Origin of the sequence: Halobacillus hunanensis (genome assembly GCF_900166655.1) — a bacterium.
Taxonomy (GTDB): Bacteria; Bacillota; Bacilli; order Bacillales; family Halobacillaceae; genus Halobacillus_A; species Halobacillus_A hunanensis.
This window is the reverse complement of sequence record NZ_FVZB01000006.1, coordinates 1,391,073-1,407,302: the sequence shown is the minus strand read 5'-3', so window position 1 is coordinate 1,407,302 and position 16,230 is coordinate 1,391,073. Positions and strand designations below refer to the sequence as shown.

Genomic DNA, 16,230 nt, shown 5'->3' with positions numbered 1-16,230 from the left:
ATCACCCCTACCCTATATATAATGAAAAAGCATTTCAGAATAGAAGAGGTTCTTAGCGAAACCCTCTATAAAAAACTAAGGTTGATGCGATACTAAACGCCGCACCCTTAGAGGTGGGCTTTTTTTATTTTTAACTAATATATGAAGACTAGGAGGATTTTAAAGTGACGGGACGCAAAGACGAAGATTTAACAGACCTATCCCTACTCGGTAACCAGGGAACATCTTACTCGTTTGAATATAATAAAAGTGTATTAGAAACGTTCGACAATCAGCATCCTAATCGTGATTACTTTGTGAAATTTAATTGTCCAGAGTTCACAACCCTCTGTCCCAAAACGGGGCAGCCTGATTTTGCCACAGTCTATATCAGTTATATTCCTGACATTAAAATGGTAGAAAGTAAGTCTTTGAAGCTGTATTTATTCAGTTTCAGAAATCACGGTGATTTTCATGAAGACAGCATGAACACGATCATGAACGATTTAATCGAACTCATGAATCCGCGTTACATTGAAGTATGGGGCAAATTCACTCCACGTGGCGGTATTTCCATCGATCCATTCTGTAATTATGGGAAACCTGGGACAAAATTTGAACAAATGGCCGACCACCGGTTAATGAATCATGACCTCTACCCTGAAAAAGTTGATAACAGATAAGTGGAAGGAGCCTGCTTGCTAGGCTCTTTTTTCTGTATAATGAAGAAAAGGAGGGGTACAATGAGCGAACAAGATACCATCAATCAAACGAAAAAGTTAAATACGGTACATAGCCTAATCGATGACCTGAGTCACCTTGGCATAAAAAAGGGAGACACTCTGCTCATCCATGCATCGATGAAATCTCTAGGATGGGTGAGCGGCGGACCACAAGCTGTACTGGAAGCATTAATGAGAACAGTCACAGAGAATGGAACACTCATTTTCCAAACTCACTCGCCTACGCTTTCTGATCCAGCAGAATGGGAGAACCCACCTGTCCCTGAAGAATGGCATAAAACAATCAAAAGGACAATGCCCGCATTCGACCCCACCAAAACACCCGTAACATTTCTAGGTGTGCTCCCGGAGTTATTCCGAACGCACCCAGCCGTTTATAGGAGTAATCATCCTGCATTCTCCCTATCAGCATGGGGAAAGCAAGCGGAGGAACTGACATCGCAGCATTCGCTTTCTTTTTCCTTAAATGATGATTCTCCTCTCGGAAAAATCTATCAAACAAATGCACAGGTTCTTCTGCTCGGGGTAGACTATGATACAAATACAAGTTTCCATTTATCTGAATATAGAAGCGGAACGCGCAAAGAAATGACAAGAGGCGCTCCCCTAATCGTAGACGGACAGCGACAGTGGGTCACTTATCAGGATATTGAAATGGACGAGGAGCAGTTTAATGGTATAGGGCGAGCCTATGAATCAGATCATCGTGTCATCAAAGGTCATGTAGGACAAGCGGAGTGCCGTCTGTTTCCAATGGCTGAGTCGGTTGATTTTGCAACCGACTGGTTAAAAAACAAGTAAAAAGCTCCCCTTCCAACGGGGAGCCCGTATTTACTGTTTATCGTGTTTATATTGCATATAAACCACTTGTGTGACAAGGAAATCCTCCATACCGTGCTTACCATCTGCCCCGCCAAGACCGGATTTCCGTATTCCAGCATGATAACCTTGTACGGCCTCAAAGTTTTCACGGTTTACATACGTTTCACCAAATTTCAGTTCATTGACAACTTTCATCGCTTCATTCATATCCTCTGTATATACAGAAGAAGATAAGCCAAATTCTGTATCGTTTCCTTTTTCGATCGCTTCATCTAAAGTACGGAATGTAGTGATGGGAATAACAGGGCCAAAGATTTCTTCTTGCATAATGGTAGAATCGTGGTCGACACCAGTTAGAATCGTAGGTTTATAGAAAAAACCTTGTTCCATATCAGCACGCTCGCCGCCAATCTCTACCTTAGCTCCGTCGACTTCTGCATCATTCACCATCGTAGATACCGCTTCTAAACGCTCCTCACTTACAAGAGGCCCGACATCGGCTTGCTTATTCGTCCGCGGGTCTCCTAATGACATTTGATCAAATGAATTCTTCAGTTTGTTAACAAGTTCATTGGCAACACTTTCATGGACATACACACGCTCAGCATTCGTACAGGCTTGTCCATTATTAGCTAACCTTGATGTGGTGATGCTGTCGGCCGCGATATCTAAGTCTGCGTTTTTGGTCACAATGGCTGGAGCTTTTCCGCCTAATTCAAGATTAACCTTCGTAATGTTTTGGGCAGCAGCTTCCATTACCTTTGTTCCAGCTGGTACACTTCCGGTCATCGTAATCATTTGTACGCCATCATGTTTAGCCAGTGCATTTCCGATCTCAGAACCTGTTCCTGTAATCAAATTGTACACACCCTTTGGAATGTCTTCCATGGAATCAATAATTTTCGTAAACTCCATGGCAGTATTGGGTGTTTGCTGGCTTGGCTTCAATACAATCGTACAACCAGTAACAAGAGCCGTTGCCACCTTTCTGGCCAGAATAAATACCGGGAAGTTCCACGGAACAATTCCAGCAACAACGCCAATTGGCTTTTTGTAAATATAAATATTTTCATTAGCCCGGTCACTCGGTACAATTTCCCCCTCAATTCGGCGCGCCCATTCAGACATATACCTAAAGTAATCGATAGCAAGCTCTACTTCCCCTGTTGCCAGTTCATAATCCTTGCCTTGTTCTTCCTGAAGTAGATCGATAAATGTATCCTTATTCTTTTCTATCTTATTACCAAGCTGACGGACGATGTTACCACGCTCTATATTAGGAGTCATCTCCCACCCCTTTTGAGCCTGAGATGCAGCATGAACCGCTCGATCGACGTCTTCAACTGTACCTTTTGGTGTTCTGGAGATAACCTCTTCTGTAGCAGGATTAACAATATCTAACCATTCGTCTTCCGTTGATTCAGTATATTCGCCGTTTATATATAAACTGTGTGTTTTCATAGTAAGACCTCCTTAGAAAGGTTCTATATGCGTCATTCCTTCTTCTCTAAAAATTTAAACGTAAAAGCTCATCCATTCATTTTCTAAGAAAATTCGTTATACTGAGGAAAAGATAGGATAAAGAAAGGATCGATTATTGTCATGAAAAGAGAAAACAAAATGTTAATTATACTTGGAAGCATTGGAGCAGCCTGTATAGTTATTGCTTTCGTACTATTCTCTGCCATAGCAGACCCCATGGTTCCTGTTGTAATATTGGCTTCAGGTATCCTTCTCATTATTGGAGGTATTGCTGATCGTAAAGACCGTATAAAAAAAAGAAAAAGGAGCTCTTAATTCCTTTTTCTCTATCCTTCACCATTCCAGAATATATCCTCTTATCTGCTTTGCTTTCCCATCCTCTTCTTTTTGTTCCGCAATAAAATGCGGATGATCACCATTAAACTCATACTTAAGTGATTCAGGTTCTAAGTATAACTTGTACTCTAAGTCCGTGATTTTGTGAAGAGAAAGGTTAGCGATTGTAGACTGATTCTGCTCATTATCAATAAGCAGGATATCTACCTGATCATAGCCCTGGCTTATTAAACGTTCCTTTAAATTCATTATAAACTCCTCCAAAAGTCTGCTGTAATTAATCTATTTTTCCTATACCCTTTTTCATACATTTAAAACCAAATTAAAGAAGTTTCGACTAAAAACTAACACATCCTTTTGGGGTGCTGCTAAACATAAAACTACCCACAAACCAATAATTTTCATAACCTTTATACAGCAAAAAAGCGGGGTAGCCCCCGCCTTAGGTTAAATTAATAACCACCGTATCCGTAGCCGCCATAAGAGGCACCGATAATAATCAAAAGAATAAACAACACAACTAATAGCGCAAATCCGCCACCGTATCCTCCGCTCATGTCATTCCCTCCTCTCATCACTTACTTTATTACCTTATGCCATAATATTTGAGTGGTAAGGGCTCATGCGGAGTTCTTACTTTTTTGTTATTTATGAGCACACTGCATTAAATAAGGTATACTTTTTTTAAGGACAACCAGGCCAAATATAAAGATTGGGCGAAAAAGAACACACCCCATACAGGAGCGGGAATAAATTTCACAGCTTGTGCAAGGTTCCAAGCATCCCCTGCTTGACTCGGGGAAACAAAACTAACCCTCATCACCCAAAAAGCACTCATAACAGCCTCTACCACAACGAGGCAGGCTACAAAGATAAGGACGTATTGAACAATGGATTGATGGCCAGTTCTGAGCAAATAAATAAATCCTGCACCAAATGTAACGAGCCAAAAAACACCATAGAAGTTTCTAACCCAGAAAAGAAGATTAATAGCTAAAAAACCAATTAAAATGAAAATCATTACATGATAATGGCCTTTAACAATTAAATGGAAGAATAATAAACCTGCTAATGAGGAAAATAAATAGCCTGATAAACTAGTTAAGACGTGGCTAAGCCATGAAGTATGTCCTGTCATGGTTACCCCGGATGTATTGGGAAACAACGACACATTCCTTACTTCTCCGCCAGTCAGTAAAGCCATCAGAGAATGACCGCTTTCGTGTATCATGGTATTAATCATTGCAAAGTACTTTCCAATTATTGGTGATTGAGTCAGTAACAGAGCTAAAATTAGGCTAATAAGGATTTGAAGTTTCATAGCTTCCCCTTTCTATTATCCATAGGTACGCACTCAAGGTTATGATTTATTTTACTTAAAATTCATCCATACGTATAATCTAAAGAAATAATTAAACATAGGAGTATCGCCACATGCAGAGAAAATTAATAATAATCTTCTTGGGATTAGTCTTATTTGGACTTGCTGGATGCAGTAACAATACAGCTCAGGAACAACATACGACAGACCTTACTATTTCTGCAGCAGCTAGCTTAACTGATGCTATGAAAGAAATAAAAGAGACATATGAAAGTCAAAATAAAGATGTAACCCTTACATTTAATTTTGCAGGTTCAGGTAAATTGGCCCAACAGATTCAACAAGGAGCTCCTGTTGATGTTTTCTTATCTGCGAACCAAAAATGGATGGACAAACTGGAACAACAACAATTTATCATAAAAGAAACCAGATTTAATTTCACTGGAAACTCTATCGTATTGATTACAAAGCAAGACCGTGACTTTTACTTTTCTTCTCTCCAATCCATCAAGCTATCTGGTGAGAAGCAGCTTGCTTTAGGCGACCCTGCCAGCGTACCTGGGGGAATGTATGCGAAACAAGCATTACAATCCATTAACAAATGGACAGATTTAAAAGGCCAAATGGTATATGCAAGAGATGTACGCCAGGTACTTACATATGTAGAGTCAGGAAATGTAGCTTTAGGATTTGTGTATGCAAGTGATGCACTTATCTCAGATGAGGTGAAGGTCATCACCGAAGTTGATCAAAATCTCCATCAATCAATCATCTATCCGGGTGCTGTCTTAACAGCCAGTTCCAACATTAAAGATGCACAAGCATTTTTAGACTACCTTAAGACAAAGGAAGCACAGGAAATTTTACAGTCCTATGGTTTTGAAAAAAAACAACCTTAGGACGCCCACTTATATACTGATCTCATCTTCATCTTATATGTAACTACTCTGTAACTCTCTTCTACTAAGCTCATAGAAAAGAGTTTAAGAGGAGGATGCCATTTAAATGAAAGCGTTGAAATTGCTGGCTGGTTTAGGAATGATGTTGATGATTACCATGTTATTTAATCCGTCGTTGTCTTTCGCAAATGGTGAATTTATTGATGGTTCATATGGAGGGAAATCCTATAAACTGTATATTCCTTCAAACTATGATTCGAATACCCCTTCTCCACTATACGTTTTGCTCCATGGATGTACACAGGATGCGGAGCAATTTGCTACTGGAACACAAATGAATTCACTAGCAGAGAAAGAGGGCTTTTTAGTTCTCTACCCGGAACAAAGTTCAAGTGCGAACTTAAACAAATGCTGGAATTGGTTTGACCCTGACCACCAGAATCGTGGTAGTGGTGAACCAGCAGTAATTGCAGGAATGGTTCAATCAGTTGAAAACAATTATACCATTAACAAAGATCAAGTTTATGCAGCCGGTTTATCGGCTGGAGCTGCAATGAGCGTCATTATGGGAGCGACATACCCCGATATTTTTTCCGGAGTGGGTGTCGGGGCAGGATTGGAATATAAAGCAGCGGAAAGTACTGTCGATGCATATTCTGCTATGTCCAGTGGCGGGCCTGACCCAGCTCAACAAGGCAAACTAGCCTACCAAGCGATGGACGATCACGCCAAAAAGATTCCCGTGATGGTCATCCATGGAACATCTGATTATACAGTAAACCGTATCAACGCTGAACAAGTTATCAAGCAATGGGCAGTTACCAATGACTTAGCCGAAAATGCAACAAAGGATGGATGGATCGATGATACTCCTGAAAGTACGGAGTCATTGCAAGTCCCTTCAGGAAGAAGTTATACCATTAGTAATTACAAAGGTGAAGATGGGAAGGTATGGATGAAAAAGGTGTTAGTACAAGGGATGGGCCACGCTTGGTCAGGTGGAAGTAACCAAGGAAGCTACACAGATCCTCAGGGACCTGATGCGAACCGCCTAATGGTTGAATTCTTCCAGTCCTTTTCTGAAACCGAAGATCCCGATCCAAGCGCTCCCGTAACGACAGCTACTGTGAAAGGAGGAACTTACAATTCCCCCATTACAGTAGAATTGAAAACAAATGAACCAGCTACCACCTACTACACCCGAGATGGCTCCAAACCAACCACCCAATCGGAAGTATACAGTCAACCTCTTCAAATTACCGATGATACTATTTTGAAGTACTTTAGCCAGGACGCAGAAGGGAATAAGGAATCGGTTAAACAAGAAACCTATACCATCAATGAGTCTGAGCCAGGAACGTCAGAAGTTATTCTATCTTCTGCTGCTGAAGATGGTTATGTTGGGAAATATGCAGCAGATGGATTAGGGGAAGAACATATTAAGGTCGGAGATAAGGGTATGTATAATACCGATACCTATAGAGGAGTTCTTTCATTTCATACTGATCGTTTACCTGAGAATACGATACAATCAGCAAAGGTCAGACTTTATGTTAAAGACAAGGAAGGCTTAGTGCCGTCCATCCGGGTAGATATAAATAGGGGAGTACTAGGAAGTTCAGCTGCTATCGAGCAATCAGACTATCGTGCCACCCCGTCAAAAAATAATAGTGTTACCTTTTCCACTCAAACGTTAAAGAATTATATAGAATTTCAAATTCCGCCAGAAGATTTAACCTTCATCAATAAAAACGGAATTACTCAACTTCGCTTAAGGGCCATAACTGAATCTGAATTTAACCAAGACTGGATTGAGTTTTACGGAGGAGAACATACCACCAGTGCACCACAGTTAATTGTGACAACAAATCATTAATATTTTTAGCAAAGGAGTCTGATCTACATAGATCAGACTCCTTTAATGTTACAATAAAAGTTAACTATTGAAAATTTACTATTGAACATCGAATGAAAGTTGGTTAATCATGAACTCCCCTCTTTTTCTATCGATAAAGATAGCCACTATCGCAACTTCAATTGTTTTTATTCTAGGCGTTTTTTTCGCAAGAGTAATTGCTAGAAAAAAATTTCCCGGGAAAAGTTTTGTTGAGTCCGTGATTTTGCTCCCTCTCGTTCTTCCCCCAACAGTTGTAGGGTTTGGACTTCTTTATTTATTCGGTAAAAATGGACCCTTAGGCAGCTTCCTGCTTCAATCCTTCGATATTCAAGTTGTTTTTTCATGGATTGGCGCCGTAGTTGCTGCTGTTGTTGTATCTTTTCCCTTAATGTATCAAAGTGCATCAGCCGCTTTTCAAAATTATGATCAGAACGTTGAAAATGCCGCCTTAACAATGGGGGCGTCCAAGTGGAAAATTTTTTTCACTATTTCATTCCCTTTAGCCTGGCCCGGCCTTTTGGCAGGCTTAGTTCTAAGTTTTGCACGTGCTCTCGGGGAATTCGGGGCGACGCTCATGATAGCTGGTTATATTCCAGGGGAAACCAATACCATACCTTTAGCCATCTATTTCGCCGTAGAGGCAGGCCATATGGAACAAGCTCGATTCTGGGTACTGATTATTGTTTCACTTGGATTTAGTTCTGTCCTTTGGCTCAATTGGTGGAGTAAGCGTAATATCCTTAAGTTTAATCAGTAAATGGAGGTGTCCTATGCTATCGTTAACCATTAAGAAGAAACTTCCGCATTTCACCTTAAATGCTTCCTTTCAAGCTGGAAATGAGACCGTCGTTATGTATGGACCATCCGGATCTGGTAAAACGACAATTCTTAACTGTATCGCAGGGCTTACTCATCCTAATGAAGGAGAAATCAAATTGAACAACAGGTTTCTTTTTCACACAAATCGTAACCCCCTCCCTGTTCAAAAACGCAAAATTGGTTATTTGTTCCAGGATTATGCTTTATTCCCCCATATGACGGTCTATAAAAACATATCGTATGGCGCTACAGATGACCAACTTGTTAACAAACTATTAGAAGTTGTAGGCATTAAACATTTAACTTCCAAGTATCCAAGGCAAATATCCGGTGGCGAAAAACAACGTGTGGCATTGGCACGAGCTTTGGCCACAGAACCCGATCTACTACTTTTAGATGAGCCATTCTCCTCATTAGACCAAGAAACAAAAAATCAGTGTTATCAGGAACTTTTACGTCTTCGCAAGCTGTGGGAAATCCCAATTATATTAGTCACTCATGATTGGGAAGAGGCAAAGAAATTAGCTGATCGTATCCTCCCGATCGAAAGTGGGGAGTTACCTTTTTATACCAAAGATTAACACAGAAAACGATTCAAGAATTGAGTTGGAGTTGAAAAAATGAAAGTATTTAACTAGATGGCGTTGTTTTTTTAAACAACCCATCATTCATAAGGGGGAGAAAAAGCAGTGGAACAAAAACCTCTTCATAAATTCGCGAAGTTTGGACTACGTGCTCTCTTGTTTATTTTCATATCAGCCATGATTGTAATCGGTCTAATTGTTACCTACTTATTTATTGCTGATAAGTTTTATGATGAGGAGAAGAATCACTCCACGAGCAGCCGCTCCGCTCATAGTCACCTTTTAACCATAAAATATGAAGAGTCACTAAGACCACTTGGTTCTGGGAAATAATATGAACCCGGAGCTGCTCCGGGTTCCGCTAGTATTTAAACCACACGTACATACGTTTCATTTGCGGTTAGATAATAAACCGCCCCTTGAGAATTTTCCACTTTATATTGCGGATAACCCTCAACGATGATTTGATCAAGAATAGTAGGAAATCCATAACCAAATTGTAAATAACCTGCAACCGCTGAATCTGACCACGAAGGTTGGTTGTAGAAGCGTAAATCCCCTTGATAAATGGACTCCACTCTTCGGCCAACATACCACTCATCTCCTTTACTTTTTGTAACATAAGGAACCCCAAAGTAATCGCAAATACCTTTAGCATGTTCAATGGCAACCTCTCTCTGAAACTCTGGATCTATCATTAATAAAGCTTCATTAGGGTGATCCATGAAACCATTTTCAGTTAATACAGCAATCATGGCTGTTTCACGCAATACGTGAAAATTGGCTTCTTTTACGCCTCTAAATTCTTGTGGAGTTCCCTCTCTTAAATAATTAGCTATACTCTTGGCTAGAATACCCGCCTCACGATTAAAGTGACCAGGGTACACGTAAAGTTCAATTCCACTTGGATTTGATCCGTCAAAACTTCCATCAAAAGCATTATAATGAACAGAGATATAAGCATCCGCTCCTGCACGATTTGCCTGATTTGTCCTAGTTGAAAGCGATGTATCTGCATCAGTCGGAGCTACTAACAAAGTATCAAAACTGCATCGCCGCAATTCTGTATCAAGGAAGGAAACTACTGCCCTATTAAATTCATTTTCTTTAATAGACCTCCCAAGACTATTAATATAAGGAGTACGTTTACCAGGGGTTTCCATCCCATGCCCGTCATCAAGTGCAATTAGATAAGTCATACAATCAATCTCTCCTTTACTATTTTTATGATTAATACCTAAAAGTGAATAAACTATCGTATGAACAGCTTGTTCACACAATTTATAGTATTTGCGCGTTACGCGTAACGTTAAGTGCAATTATATATGCACGATTCGCACAAGTCAACAAAAAATAAACATATCGCGCAACATATTGCGCAATATGTTTATTTGATAGTATCCTACTACCATGGAATTAAATAAATTCACTTGAGGATGAATGGTATGGGATCATTAGGTAGAAGATTAAGAAAAGCACGGGAAAACAAGGGTTGGTCGCAAACACTTGTTTGTGAAAAGTTAGAGATCTCCAATTCAAGGTTGTCCGGTTATGAAAGAAATTACAGAGAGCCGGACACTAAAATGCTATCTACCCTAGCCAGCCTCTATGATGTTTCCATTGATTGGCTGATAGGGATGACAGACGATTTCAAAATAGGGGAGACAGAAGCAGACATGGAGGCATTTATCCAGGATCCTGAACTCCAACGCTGGTATGCAGAACTTCCCAAATCAAACCTGGAAGACTTAAAGAAGCTAAGGAAAATGTGGGAAATTATTAAAAGTGAGTAATCTGTCAAATTAGACTAGAAAAACGCTTTGGATTGTATTAAGATGAATTTAAACAGCCCGCAACAGTAGGGCTTTTTCTTTCACCCGTAACACGAACATACGTTCTATAGGAGTGAAATTTATGTTTTATCAATTTACAACCCTTGAAAGTCACATACATGATCTTCTTATATCACTCTCCATTCAAACACCAAACCAACTAGCGATTGAAAATATTGCAGAACAACTAAATATACGAGTTTATGATTGGGAGCATAGTAGTGAAGCTGTTATTTATAAAGGAATAAATCGAATCTTCCTGCAAAAACAGTTAGATAGGGAAGAACGTTGGGAGACCTTCGGCCACGAACTCGGGCATATTTTACTGCACTGCGGTTCACAGCTGAATCTTCCTACGCGTTTTGTTAAATATCAAGAATGGAAGGCAGATAATTTTGCTTTGCATTTCTGTGTTCCTACTTTTATGCTGCTGCAAATGAACCTTCCATTTAAAAAATCACAAGCCATTACTGAAGTGGCCTTCACTTTTGGAGTTACGTCAGAATTTGCATCCCAGAGACTGCAGCACTTAGAAAAACAATGGCTGGGTCTCCTGGCAGATCAAAGCTTTTCTCAGAGAGCATACAGGAGTAATCAAGTGGGTGAGAAGTTTGAGAATTACGAGTAGAAATATACGATAAAGGAAAATCTATGTTACCTATTGCTATCGATACCCATGTTATATCAAAAACTCAATCTGATTGAATGAATTCTGCTGCAGCATCAAGAATGAATGCCCTCCAAATATAAATTGGGATTTTTGCCCCGTGCAAATATTTACTTGGGTTTGGGTTAATGAGAACTGCTCACATGTTTTATCAAACTATATTTAATTTTTTTAATTGCCCCATTACCACTTTTTACAGCCTTTCTTATAAAGAGAATACGTTTTACATTTTCCTTTAAAGGAAATAAAATATAACCTACGATTCAGGTTAGGATATAAAAAGGCCAAAAAACGAGGAGGAACGAATAGTTGGATAAAAGCAAAAGAAAACACAGAAAAAAAGCAGAACACCTACAAAAGGATGATATTACTGTAGTTGACACAAAAGTGGTGAAGAAATCAGTTTTTGCAACGGCGATCGGTAATGCAATGGAATGGTTTGATTTTGGGATTTATTCATATCTTGCTGTTATTCTTGGTGCATTGTTTTTCCCTGAGTTCAGCGGCCCACTACAATTAGTGTTCAGTTTTGCTACATTTTCTGTTGCCTTCTTGGTTCGTCCATTTGGTGGAATGTTCTTTGGAATGCTTGGCGACCGAGTGGGGCGGAAAAAGATACTTGCAATTACATTAATTATTATGGCAATTGCCACACTCAGTATTGGATTGATTCCAACATATGATTCCATTGGCATAGCCGCTCCTATATTATTGCTTGCTGCCAGGTTGGTCCAAGGTTTTTCTGCAGGCGGAGAATATTCGGGTGCCATGACTTTTATTGCGGAATCAACTGCTGATAAGAAGCGAGGATTTTTGTCCAGCGGTCTTGAAGTTGGTACTTTAGTAGGGTATATTACCGGTGCAGGAATTGTTACACTACTCACATTTGTATTAGGATCAGAAACTATGCATGAGTGGGGTTGGAGGATTCCGTTCTTCATTGCTGCCCCTATTGGTTTCATTGGATTCTACCTCCGTAGTAATTTGGAAGAAACACCAGCCTTTGAATCCAAAGAAACGGAAGAGAATGATGAACGAAAAGCATCCCTAAAAAATATTTTTGTATATCATCGCAGGTCATTACTTATTTGTTTGGGATTAGTTTCATTCTATAATACTGTTTACTATGTGATTTTGACTTACATGCCCTCACACCTGAATGCTGTGCTCGGTTATGGAGACACTAAGGGTTTGCTATTAATATTAGTTGTGATGGTCATTATGATTCCATTTGTCTTAATGGCTGGCTATTTTAGTGATCGTATTGGAAATAAACGGATTATTATGTTTGGCTTGTCCGGAATGATTATTTTGTCAATCCCGGCGTTTCTGTTAATTGGAAGTGGTAATAGTTGGCTCGTTTTCTTAGGATTAATGATCTTGGGTGCTTTACTTGCAAGTTTTCAAGGTGTCATGCCTTCATTATTGCCTTCACTATTTTTTACTGAAGTACGGTATGGATCATTGGCTATTACGTATAATGTAGCCACATCAGTATTTGGTGGTACTGCACCATTAGTTGTTTCATGGTTAATCAGTATAACAATGAGCAGGCTCGTTCCCGCATATTACATAATCTTCGCTTCGATTATTGGCATAATCATTGTTGCATACTTTGTTGTCGAAACATCAGGGAAATCACTCAGAGGTCAGCCGCCTGCTGTAGAAGAAAAGCAAGAAGTCAAAGATGTTTTAGAGGATCCTGAGGAAGCTTTATGGTGGGAAGAAGAAAAAAGGGAAATAGCAGAGAGAAAAGATGATTATAATAACGACGAATAAGTGAATATACTTTTCAGGAGTCATGGTCGAAGGTAATCATCTGTTACAAATAGCTGCAACACTAGTTAAACGCGATAGCAGATACGAAGTGCCACATAAACGGAGGATTTATGTGGCACTAATCGTGTTAGAACCGATAGAAACGTAAAAGGCGGAAAATGGAGCTTGTCTTACCGAACTTCGATAAGCCTATTCCATACATATTATATTATTTTGATAATGCGATTTTTATATGGGCTAAGTGGTGCTCTTCGTGCCAAGCTAATTTTGCAACTTTAGTTGCAACTGTAATTTTACCATTTTTCTGGTGAGTAAAAGCTCGATCTAATTGCTCTTCAGTTAAACTATATCCTAAAGATACGATGCGCCCATTTATACCTTCTAGCATTTTAATAGAACTTTCTATAGGAAGCTTTGTATCCGGTTGAATAGCCCACTTTTCTTGATTAAAAGCTGGCACTGTCGGATTTTCATCTGTTAAAGACAGCTTCAAACGTTGATACATGTTCAACTGAGAATCTGCAATGTGATGAACAAGCTGACGAATTGTCCAACTGCCTTCACGGTATGTTTTGCTAGATTCCTCATCACTTAATGAGTCAACAGTTTCTCTTAATCGAATCGTGTAAGTTTCGATTTCCTTTAGCCATTCATGAATATTTTCTAACGTCACCTTTTTAGGAACTTGTAATTCCCCAATTGGAAACCTTACATCCATTTTCAATTCCCCTTTTCCCTATTCGTTTTTTCTACCTATTTCATTCATAACATAAATTATTTCTTAATCCAATGAAGGAGATTCATACACATGGCCACCCTGCAGCCCATTTTGCTGCGTTCGTATTACCAAGATGATTGGATGCCTAAATGAAACATCTTTAATGGCGATCACCAATGAAAACGAAAAATGGCGCGTTTTTAAATTGTTCAGCCAAAATTCAGCCAAACATTTATAACGCGCCATTGTATCATTGGTGTATATAAGCTGTAAGCCTTGCACCCCAATCGTTTTTATAAGCGCCCCCGGCAGGATTCGAACCTGCGACACACGGTTTAGGAAACCGATGCTCTATCCCCTGAGCTACGGGGGCAAATAAATCACGTGCCTCATATTATACAAAACATCCCCACAATTGAAAAGTATTTTCCTTTAAAATTCCTCTAGATTTATGACTTCAGTCTATTGGTTATGGTAAAATATTATTTGTCTGTCTAATTGTATCGAATTTTGTTTTGACCTAGGAGGAAATGAGATGGGACAATTACCTTTCATTGCTGTTGAAGGGCCCATTGGGGTCGGTAAAACGTCTCTGTCTAAAAAACTCGCTTCCCAGTTTGATTTTCATTTGCTGAAGGAAATCGTTGAGGAGAATCCGTTTTTAGGCAAGTTTTACGACGATATTGAAGAGTGGAGCTTCCAAACTGAGATGTTCTTCTTATGCAATCGTTTTAAGCAGCTTGAAGACATTACTAAAGATTATTTACAGTTTGGAAAACCTGTCATAGCCGATTATCATATCGCTAAAAATATGATCTTTGCACGCAGAACGTTAAAAGAAGATCACTTTTATAAATATTCACAAATCTTTGATCTGTTAACAAATGACATGCCTAAACCTAATATGGTTGTGTATTTACATGCCAGCCTTGAAACATTGCTTGAGCGAATCCGCATGCGTAATCGTGATGTTGAAGCGAACATTCAAGCATCCTACTTAGAACAGTTATCACAGGATTACGAAGATTTTATGAATCATTTTGAAGCGACACATCCAGAAATTCCCGTTATCCGATTAAACGGCGACCATCTGGACTTTGTGAAGCACCAGGCTGATTTGCAGCACATTGTTCAGCAAGTTCAGCATCATATGAAAAAAGGAGAAGGAATTAAATGAATGCACGCGAACGCTACGGGATACCACACGATAGTGTGATTACAATTGCAGGAACAGTGGGGGTTGGAAAATCAACCATGACCAATGCTTTAGCCCAGGCCCTTAACTTCCGCACCTCTTTTGAAAAAGTAGACAAAAACCCTTACCTCGATAAATTTTATAACGACTTCGAACGCTGGAGTTTTCATTTGCAAATCTACTTCCTTGCTGAACGCTTCAAGGAACAGAAGAAAATCTTTGAATACGGCGGAGGTTTTATTCAGGACCGTTCGATTTATGAAGATACGGGCATCTTTGCTAGAATGCATTATGAAAAAGGCACCATGTCAGAGATCGATTATGAGACGTATACGAGCCTTTTCGAAGCGATGGTGATGACCCCATACTTCCCACATCCTGACCTGCTCATTTATTTAGAGGGTTCCTTTGATGATATTATCACTCGTATTAAAGACCGCGGACGTCCGATGGAGCAGCAGACTCCGATTGAATACTGGGAAGAAATGTTTAAACGGTATGAAAATTGGATAGATGATTTTAATTCATGCCCTGTCTTACGTTTGAATATTGCTGATTATGATATTCTTAACAATTCATCAAGTATTGAACCTGTTTTAGAAAAAATCGGCCATTTCATTCAGCAATCGAGAAAATGGCGTTCAAGCCATCTACTCACATAAAGAATGAATGCGAAACCCCAGAACGCCAAAGAGCGATCTGGGGTTTCGCATTTTTTACGACAGAAATTTAATTTGGGCGAGATATATCCGTAAAAATGCGGGAAGAAGCTTGTCAGAATCTCGGAGACACAACCAGTGGATGTATGTACACAAATAAAAAATCGTTACACTAGGTAACGATTTCTGGTTTATTAATCTCCAATATTTATGCGCTATTGTTGATATAAATGGCGGAGGAGGAGGGATTCGAACCCCCGCGGGCCGTGAAGCCCCTGTCGGTTTTCAAGACCGATCCCTTCAGCCGGACTTGGGTACTCCTCCGTGTGACCGACAATAAATAATATACCATGCTTGTCCTTATACGTCAACAAATGAATGAAATTTTTTAAAAAAGGATTAGGGCTGGGACAAATATATTTTTTTAAAATGAAAATCCGAACTGAATAGAAACTATAATTTCGTGCATATAACCTGCTGCCATAGAGCGCATCGTTC

At 39.5% G+C, this 16,230-nt stretch carries 20 protein-coding genes and 2 tRNA genes; 14 read left to right on the top strand and 8 right to left on the bottom strand.

From position 1 onward, the window contains the following. Positions 1-164 precede the first annotated feature (164 nt). Positions 165-662 (top strand): preQ(1) synthase, encoded by a 498-nt coding sequence (gene queF, locus B5354_RS12430; RefSeq protein ID WP_079529078.1) that lies wholly within the window; start codon positions 165-167, stop codon positions 660-662. Positions 663-722: 60 nt separating this feature from the next. Next, positions 723-1,523, top strand: a complete 801-nt coding sequence (locus B5354_RS12425; RefSeq protein WP_139377118.1) for an AAC(3) family N-acetyltransferase — start codon at positions 723-725, stop codon at positions 1,521-1,523. Between the two features lie 30 nt (positions 1,524-1,553). On the opposite strand, the gene aldA is transcribed toward B5354_RS12425, so the two are convergent. After that, entirely contained in the window at positions 1,554-3,005 is a 1,452-nt protein-coding gene (gene aldA, locus B5354_RS12420; protein ID WP_079529076.1) for an aldehyde dehydrogenase, read from the bottom strand. A 159-nt stretch (positions 3,006-3,164) separates the two neighbouring features. On the opposite strand from aldA, the gene B5354_RS12415 reads away from it, so the two are divergent. Next, entirely contained in the window at positions 3,165-3,341 is a 177-nt protein-coding gene (locus B5354_RS12415; protein WP_245804768.1) for a hypothetical protein, read from the top strand. Between the two features lie 18 nt (positions 3,342-3,359). On the opposite strand, the gene B5354_RS12410 is transcribed toward B5354_RS12415, so the two are convergent. From B5354_RS12410 to B5354_RS12400, 3 genes are all read right to left on the bottom strand, one after another. Next, entirely contained in the window at positions 3,360-3,611 is a 252-nt protein-coding gene (locus B5354_RS12410; RefSeq protein WP_079529074.1) for a hypothetical protein, read from the bottom strand. Between the two features lie 203 nt (positions 3,612-3,814). Next, entirely contained in the window at positions 3,815-3,919 is a 105-nt protein-coding gene (locus B5354_RS12405) for a YjcZ family sporulation protein (protein WP_079529073.1), read from the bottom strand. A 107-nt stretch (positions 3,920-4,026) separates the two neighbouring features. After that, positions 4,027-4,683, bottom strand: coding sequence for a M50 family metallopeptidase (locus B5354_RS12400; protein ID WP_079529072.1), 657 nt, complete (start codon positions 4,681-4,683; stop codon positions 4,027-4,029). 113 nt (positions 4,684-4,796) lie between these two features. On the opposite strand from B5354_RS12400, the gene modA reads away from it, so the two are divergent. The 5 genes from modA (at position 4,797) to B5354_RS12375 (ending at position 9,215) form a co-directional block, all read left to right on the top strand. Further along, on the top strand, positions 4,797-5,582 hold the full coding sequence (gene modA / locus B5354_RS12395) for a molybdate ABC transporter substrate-binding protein (RefSeq protein WP_079529071.1): 786 nt from the start codon (positions 4,797-4,799) through the stop codon (positions 5,580-5,582). A 106-nt stretch (positions 5,583-5,688) separates the two neighbouring features. Then, on the top strand, positions 5,689-7,458 hold the full coding sequence (locus tag B5354_RS12390; RefSeq protein WP_139377117.1) for an extracellular catalytic domain type 1 short-chain-length polyhydroxyalkanoate depolymerase: 1,770 nt from the start codon (positions 5,689-5,691) through the stop codon (positions 7,456-7,458). Positions 7,459-7,567: 109 nt separating this feature from the next. After that, positions 7,568-8,236 (top strand): molybdate ABC transporter permease subunit, encoded by a 669-nt coding sequence (modB, locus tag B5354_RS12385; RefSeq protein WP_079529070.1) that lies wholly within the window; start codon positions 7,568-7,570, stop codon positions 8,234-8,236. 13 nt (positions 8,237-8,249) lie between these two features. Beyond that, positions 8,250-8,879, top strand: coding sequence for an ATP-binding cassette domain-containing protein (locus tag B5354_RS12380; RefSeq protein ID WP_079529069.1), 630 nt, complete (start codon positions 8,250-8,252; stop codon positions 8,877-8,879). A gap of 108 nt (positions 8,880-8,987) precedes the next feature. Further along, entirely contained in the window at positions 8,988-9,215 is a 228-nt protein-coding gene (locus B5354_RS12375; protein ID WP_079529068.1) for a hypothetical protein, read from the top strand. A gap of 35 nt (positions 9,216-9,250) precedes the next feature. On the opposite strand, the gene B5354_RS12370 is transcribed toward B5354_RS12375, so the two are convergent. Continuing rightward, on the bottom strand, positions 9,251-10,081 hold the full coding sequence (locus B5354_RS12370; RefSeq protein ID WP_079529067.1) for an N-acetylmuramoyl-L-alanine amidase family protein: 831 nt from the start codon (positions 10,079-10,081) through the stop codon (positions 9,251-9,253). Between the two features lie 246 nt (positions 10,082-10,327). On the opposite strand from B5354_RS12370, the gene B5354_RS12365 reads away from it, so the two are divergent. The 4 genes from B5354_RS12365 to B5354_RS20910 all read left to right on the top strand — a co-directional run bounded on the left by B5354_RS12365 (position 10,328) and on the right by B5354_RS20910 (position 13,308). Next, positions 10,328-10,675, top strand: a complete 348-nt coding sequence (locus B5354_RS12365; protein WP_079529066.1) for a helix-turn-helix domain-containing protein — start codon at positions 10,328-10,330, stop codon at positions 10,673-10,675. Between the two features lie 121 nt (positions 10,676-10,796). Beyond that, positions 10,797-11,342: an ImmA/IrrE family metallo-endopeptidase gene (locus B5354_RS12360; protein WP_079529065.1), complete on the top strand. Its 546-nt coding sequence runs from the start codon at positions 10,797-10,799 to the stop codon at positions 11,340-11,342. 348 nt (positions 11,343-11,690) lie between these two features. Further along, a complete protein-coding gene (locus B5354_RS12355; protein WP_079529064.1) occupies positions 11,691-13,160 on the top strand; it encodes an MFS transporter in 1,470 nt (489 codons plus the stop codon). Positions 13,161-13,182: 22 nt separating this feature from the next. Then, positions 13,183-13,308, top strand: coding sequence for a hypothetical protein (locus B5354_RS20910; protein ID WP_281252735.1), 126 nt, complete (start codon positions 13,183-13,185; stop codon positions 13,306-13,308). A gap of 60 nt (positions 13,309-13,368) precedes the next feature. Here B5354_RS20910 and B5354_RS12350 read toward each other — a convergent pair whose 3' ends face one another. Next, complete coding sequence (locus tag B5354_RS12350) at positions 13,369-13,878, bottom strand: YfiT family bacillithiol transferase (protein ID WP_079529063.1); 510 nt, start codon at positions 13,876-13,878, stop codon at positions 13,369-13,371. A gap of 300 nt (positions 13,879-14,178) precedes the next feature. Continuing rightward, positions 14,179-14,251: transfer RNA gene (locus B5354_RS12340), tRNA-Arg, on the bottom strand. Between the two features lie 162 nt (positions 14,252-14,413). Here B5354_RS12340 and B5354_RS12335 point away from each other — a divergent pair. Together B5354_RS12335 and B5354_RS12330 are read left to right on the top strand one after the other, a co-directional pair. Next, positions 14,414-15,055 (top strand): deoxynucleoside kinase, encoded by a 642-nt coding sequence (locus B5354_RS12335; RefSeq protein WP_079529061.1) that lies wholly within the window; start codon positions 14,414-14,416, stop codon positions 15,053-15,055. Then, positions 15,052-15,735: a deoxynucleoside kinase gene (locus tag B5354_RS12330; RefSeq protein ID WP_079529060.1), complete on the top strand. Its 684-nt coding sequence runs from the start codon at positions 15,052-15,054 to the stop codon at positions 15,733-15,735. Before B5354_RS12335 ends, B5354_RS12330 begins: the two co-directional genes overlap by 4 nt. Before the next feature lie 228 nt (positions 15,736-15,963). Here B5354_RS12330 and B5354_RS12325 read toward each other — a convergent pair. After that, a tRNA-Ser gene (locus B5354_RS12325) sits at positions 15,964-16,056 on the bottom strand. Positions 16,057-16,230 lie beyond the last annotated feature (174 nt).

Coding starts and splice junctions, on each gene's coding strand:
- B5354_RS12425 (WP_139377118.1), top strand. CDS start 723: ATGAGCGAACAAGATACCATCAATCAAACGAAAAAGTTAAATACGGTA.
- aldA (WP_079529076.1), bottom strand. CDS start 3,005: ATGAAAACACACAGTTTATATATAAACGGCGAATATACTGAATCAACG.
- B5354_RS12415 (WP_245804768.1), top strand. CDS start 3,165: ATGTTAATTATACTTGGAAGCATTGGAGCAGCCTGTATAGTTATTGCT.
- B5354_RS12410 (WP_079529074.1), bottom strand. CDS start 3,611: ATGAATTTAAAGGAACGTTTAATAAGCCAGGGCTATGATCAGGTAGAT.
- B5354_RS12405 (WP_079529073.1), bottom strand. CDS start 3,919: ATGAGCGGAGGATACGGTGGCGGATTTGCGCTATTAGTTGTGTTGTTT.
- B5354_RS12400 (WP_079529072.1), bottom strand. CDS start 4,683: ATGAAACTTCAAATCCTTATTAGCCTAATTTTAGCTCTGTTACTGACT.
- modA (WP_079529071.1), top strand. CDS start 4,797: ATGCAGAGAAAATTAATAATAATCTTCTTGGGATTAGTCTTATTTGGA.
- B5354_RS12390 (WP_139377117.1), top strand. CDS start 5,689: ATGAAAGCGTTGAAATTGCTGGCTGGTTTAGGAATGATGTTGATGATT.
- modB (WP_079529070.1), top strand. CDS start 7,568: ATGAACTCCCCTCTTTTTCTATCGATAAAGATAGCCACTATCGCAACT.
- B5354_RS12380 (WP_079529069.1), top strand. CDS start 8,250: ATGCTATCGTTAACCATTAAGAAGAAACTTCCGCATTTCACCTTAAAT.
- B5354_RS12370 (WP_079529067.1), bottom strand. CDS start 10,081: ATGACTTATCTAATTGCACTTGATGACGGGCATGGGATGGAAACCCCT.
- B5354_RS12365 (WP_079529066.1), top strand. CDS start 10,328: ATGGGATCATTAGGTAGAAGATTAAGAAAAGCACGGGAAAACAAGGGT.
- B5354_RS12360 (WP_079529065.1), top strand. CDS start 10,797: ATGTTTTATCAATTTACAACCCTTGAAAGTCACATACATGATCTTCTT.
- B5354_RS20910 (WP_281252735.1), top strand. CDS start 13,183: ATGGTCGAAGGTAATCATCTGTTACAAATAGCTGCAACACTAGTTAAA.
- B5354_RS12350 (WP_079529063.1), bottom strand. CDS start 13,878: ATGGATGTAAGGTTTCCAATTGGGGAATTACAAGTTCCTAAAAAGGTG.
- B5354_RS12335 (WP_079529061.1), top strand. CDS start 14,414: ATGGGACAATTACCTTTCATTGCTGTTGAAGGGCCCATTGGGGTCGGT.
- B5354_RS12330 (WP_079529060.1), top strand. CDS start 15,052: ATGAATGCACGCGAACGCTACGGGATACCACACGATAGTGTGATTACA.